At 71.3% G+C, this 4,266-nt stretch carries 5 protein-coding genes; 2 read left to right on the top strand and 3 right to left on the bottom strand.

Annotation, left to right across the window (positions count from 1 at the left end; genetic code table 11):
- Positions 1 to 62: 62 nt before the first annotated feature.
- The 3 genes from G5C51_RS40235 to G5C51_RS40225 all read right to left on the bottom strand — a co-directional run bounded on the left by G5C51_RS40235 (position 63) and on the right by G5C51_RS40225 (position 1,531).
- On the bottom strand, positions 63 to 290 hold the full coding sequence (locus tag G5C51_RS40235; RefSeq protein ID WP_338118493.1) for a DUF3107 domain-containing protein: 228 nt from the start codon (positions 288 to 290) through the stop codon (positions 63 to 65).
- Positions 291 to 471: 181 nt separating this feature from the next.
- Positions 472 to 1,110 (bottom strand): TetR family transcriptional regulator, encoded by a 639-nt coding sequence (locus G5C51_RS40230; RefSeq protein WP_165245615.1) that lies wholly within the window; start codon positions 1,108 to 1,110, stop codon positions 472 to 474.
- A gap of 178 nt (positions 1,111 to 1,288) precedes the next feature.
- A complete protein-coding gene (locus G5C51_RS40225) occupies positions 1,289 to 1,531 on the bottom strand; it encodes a hypothetical protein (protein ID WP_165245613.1) in 243 nt (80 codons plus the stop codon).
- A 162-nt stretch (positions 1,532 to 1,693) separates the two neighbouring features.
- Here G5C51_RS40225 and G5C51_RS40220 point away from each other — a divergent pair, with 162 nt between their 5' ends.
- Positions 1,694 to 2,752, top strand: coding sequence for an alpha/beta hydrolase (locus G5C51_RS40220; protein WP_165245611.1), 1,059 nt, complete (start codon positions 1,694 to 1,696; stop codon positions 2,750 to 2,752).
- Between the two features lie 8 nt (positions 2,753 to 2,760).
- Positions 2,761 to 4,203, top strand: a complete 1,443-nt coding sequence (locus G5C51_RS40215) for a DUF3152 domain-containing protein (RefSeq protein ID WP_338118492.1) — start codon at positions 2,761 to 2,763, stop codon at positions 4,201 to 4,203.
- Positions 4,204 to 4,266: the final 63 nt, after the last annotated feature.

Raw genomic sequence — 4,266 nt, 5'->3', positions numbered from 1 at the left:
GCCGCCGGTCGGGAAGACCGGCGGCCGCCGCCGTCACAAAAAACTGCGAGCCGAGCGCGAGCTCAGATCGCGCCGAAGCCGACCTTCCGCGCCGCCGGCGCGCCGATCTCGACGTAGGCGATCCGGTCCGCCGGCACGATGACCTTGCGGCCCCGGTCGTCGACCAGGGTCAGCAGTTCGATCTTGCCGCTGAGCGCCTCGGCGACCGTCTTCTCGACGTCCTCGGCGGACTGCCCGCTCTCCAGAGCGATCTCGCGGGGCGCGTGCTGCACGCCGATCTTGACCTCCACGGACATGTCCCTCCGAGAGTGCGTAGTACTGAGTACTGCGTTATGCCTGAATACGCTGCACACAGTAACCCGGGGCGGGCCGCCGGTGGTCGGCAACGGTCACGCCCGCAGCGAACAACGGCCGCGGGCCGCCCGTATTAGCCGCGCTCAGGCAGCCGTATCACGCACACAGACAGCCGGATCAGTGGTGATCAGGCCCGTGCATCGGGAACCCCGCGATCCCCCGCCACGACAGCGAGCTCATCAGCTTCGCCGCCGCGTCGCGGGGGATCTTCTGGCCGGAGCCGAGCCAGTAGCGCGCGGTGATCTGGGCCATGCCGCACAGGCCGACGCCCAGCAGCATCGCCTCGTTCTCCGGCAGGTCGGTGTCCTCGGCGATGACCTCGCTGACCGCCTTCGCGCAGTCCAGGCTGACCTGGTCGACGCGCTGGCGGACCGCCGGCTCGTTGGTCAGGTCGGACTCGAAGACGAGGCGGAAGGCGCCGCCCTCGTCCTCGACGTAGGCGAAATACGCCGACATCGTGGCGGCCACCCGCTGCTTGTTGTCCGTCGTCGAGGCGAGCGCCTCGCGTACGGCCGCCAGCAGGGCGTCGCAGTGCTGGTCGAGCAGGGCCAGGTAGAGCTCGAGCTTGCCGGGGAAGTGCTGGTAGAGCACCGGCTTGCTGACCCCGGCGCGGTCGGCGATGTCGTCCATCGCGGCCGAGTGGTAGCCCTGCGCCACGAAGACTTCCTGGGCGGCGCCCAGAAGCTGGTTCCGCCGTGCCCGGCGGGGAAGCCGGGCGCTCCGCGGTCGTGCCTCGCTCTGCTCGATGGCTGCCACCGCGTTGCCTCCCGGGTTGTGCTCCTTCGGCGCGAGCCTTTCTGCGCCGCGTCACGCCATCGTACTTTTGAGTAACCAGACGTGCCCATGCAAGGCGCAGGATTTCACGAGGGCCACCGGCGAGGGAAGCCGAGATCACGGGTAATTCGAACTTGCTTACGTCGCCGGAGTCCCAGCGCTACTCTGCGTCCCCCTCGTCGCCCGAGTCGCGGTAATCGTCCTCGTTCAGCGCCACCACACGCGCCTGTTCCGCCACGTCCGCGGGGTTCGCCTGGTCGCCGCGCTCGGTCGCCGGGGAGTCCTGGCGCTGCTGCAGATCGGTGTGCTGCTCGGCGGAGTCGGCCTCGGGGGCCTCCAGGGATTCCTCGAAGGAGTCCTCGAAGGTCTCGGGTTCCTGCGGGTCTGCGGGAAATGCGGGCATGACTTCCTCCCCTCTCTGGGGCGCCGGTCACCATCGGCAGATACGGGCGTACATGCGGACGATGTCCTCCATACGAGCGTAAGAGAGCCCGTCAAAAGCCGCGAGGTGATCTGTGACGCCGAACACACGAACCACGGCGTGACCGTTGCGTAACATTGCCCCATGCCGTCGACCGAGCCCCCCGTAACGGACACGTCCGCCAGTGGCCCCGCCGCGCGCGGCGTGCCGGAGGTGCCCCCTGCCCGGCCGGCGGGCGAGCAGGCCGGTGTCACGGCCGAGCGCAAGGCCGCCCTGCCGGGGTACACGCTGCAGGTCCGCCGACGTCTTCCGTCAAGGGACGGGTTGCCGCCCGCGCTCTATGTACACGGACTCGGCGGCTCCTCCTTCAACTGGACCGCCCTCGCCGACCAGCTCGCCGGCCGCGTCGACGGCGAGGCCATCGACCTGCCGGGCTTCGGGCACTCGCCGCCGCCTGACGACGGCGACTACTCGATCGCCGGGCATGCGCGCGCCGTCATCCGCTATATCGAGCACAGCGGGCGCGGGCCTGTGCACCTCTTCGGCAATTCCATGGGCGGGGCTGTCACCACCCGCGTCGCCGCCCTCCGGCCCGACCTGGTGCGCACCCTCACCCTCGTCTCCCCGGCGCTCCCGGAGCGCCGCCCGCAGCGCTCCGCCGTGCCCACCGCGCTGCTCGCGATGCCGGGCGTCTCGGGGCTGTGGGCCCGCTATACGAGCCAGTGGAGCGTCGCCCAGTACGTCAACGGCGTGCTCCATCTCTGCTACGGGGACACCCGCCGGGTCACCTCCGACGTGTACGAGGCGTCGCTGCGCGAGGCGGAGTACCGCAAGACCCTCCCGTACCACTGGGACGCCATGGAGCGCTCCGCCCGCGGCGTCGTCAGCGCGTACACGCTCACCGGGCAGCACAGCCTCTGGCGGCAGGCGCAGCGGGTGCTGGCGCCCACGCTGCTGGTCTACGGTGGCCGCGATCAGCTGGTGGCGCCGCGGATGGCGCGCAAGGCTGCCCGCACCTTCCCGGACTCCCGGCTGCTGTTCCTGCCGGAGGCCGGACATGTCGCGATGATGGAATATCCGGCCATAGTGGCGCGTGCGTTCAGCGAATTGCTCGACGGGGCGGGGGAAACGGAAGCGGACGGTGAGACGCTGACGGAGGCGGAAGGCACAAGCGAGTCCGGAAGCAGCCGGGTGGGGAGTTGAGCTAGGACGTGGGCAGGCATAGCGCGGGCACCAGGCGGCGGCAGAAGGGGTCCGGCGACGGCCCCGGCGCCGACGATGCCGGCGGCGGCATACCCCGCGCCCGCGATCCACTGCTGGGCGCGGGCGGACTGCTGCCGGGCGAGGCGCTGAGCCAGGCCGCGCATGACAGCGCGGCGCGGTCCGGGACGTATGACACGGGGGCACATCCCGTGTACGACACGGGGTCGCATGCCGTGTATGACACGGGGTCGCATCCTGTCTACGACACCGGGTCGCACGCTGTCTACGACACCGGGTCGCACGCCATCCACGACACCGGGTCGCACCCTCCCGTACGCGGTGGGCACCCCGGGCACCCGGACGACGCCTGGTCGCGTGGCGGCTACGGCGGCTATTCAGGGCCCGTGCCTGGGCCGCGCTCCGACTATGTCGCCGCCTTCGACGATCCCGGTTACGACCCCCGGCGCCGCCCCGCGCGGGGGGCCGCCCCGAACGACCCGGGTTACGGCCCCGGCGCCACCATGCCGCTGCGCCGGCCGCGCGACGGCTGGGACGACTGGCCGCACCGGGGCGAGGCAGTCGCCCGGCCGGCTCCGGCCGACGACGACGAGCCGCCGCTGCTGGACCGCCTGGAGGGGCCCAAGCCCCGTAATCGCGGGCGCTACGCCACCGGCATCGCCGCCGCGGTCGTGGCCTGTGCGATCGGCGGCGCGATAGCGATGCAGGCCACCGGGGACGAGGGGGGCGAGCCGCAGGCGCGGGCCGGTAAGGCGGAGCGGCCGAAGACGGACGACGCCTCCCGTTCCGACGGCCGGGCGACGCCGAAGGCGCCGGCGAAGCAGGCGGCCGTGACGTACGGCCAGAAGATGGGCCAGACCTATCCGCTCGCCGCCGATCTGCAGGGCGGCGGACATCTCAAGGCCGTGCCGGGCGCGGCGAAGGCGCCCGGCAAGGGCAAGGTGATCCGCTACCGCGTCGATGTCGAGGAGGGCATGGGTCTCGACCCGCGGCTCTTCGCCGACGCGGTGCAGAAGACGCTGAACGACAAGCGGAGTTGGGGCGGTACCGGCGAGCGCACCTTCGAGCGGGTGTCGTCCGGGAAGTCCGCCTTCGTCATCACCCTGGCCAGCCCCGGGACCACCGGGAAGTGGTGCGCCAAGTCGGGTCTGGACACCGTCGCCCAGAACGTCTCCTGCGACTCGGCGTCCACCGAGCGCGTCATGATCAACGCGTATCGCTGGGCCCAGGGCGCGAAGACGTACGGCGACCGCATCCACGCGTACCGGCAGATGCTGATCAACCACGAGGTCGGGCACCGGCTGGGCTGGGGTCACGTCGGCTGCAACAAGGACGGCGCACTCGCACCGGTGATGATGCAGCAGACCAAATTCCTCAGCACGGACGGCGCCACCTGCAAGCCGAATGCGTGGCCGTACCCGAAGCGCGGCTGATTCCCACCCCCCGCCCGCTGATGTCCCGGGTGGGTGCAGCGGCGGAGCCGGCCACCTCGGCCG

The organism is Streptomyces coryli (assembly GCF_011044975.1).
Lineage (GTDB): Bacteria > Actinomycetota > Actinomycetes > Streptomycetales > Streptomycetaceae > Streptomyces > Streptomyces coryli.
The sequence above is the reverse complement of the archived record's forward strand: the minus strand, read 5'-3'. Positions and strand labels throughout refer to the sequence as shown.

Coding starts and splice junctions, on each gene's coding strand:
- G5C51_RS40225 (WP_165245613.1), bottom strand. CDS start 1,531: ATGCCCGCATTTCCCGCAGACCCGCAGGAACCCGAGACCTTCGAGGAC.
- G5C51_RS40220 (WP_165245611.1), top strand. CDS start 1,694: ATGCCGTCGACCGAGCCCCCCGTAACGGACACGTCCGCCAGTGGCCCC.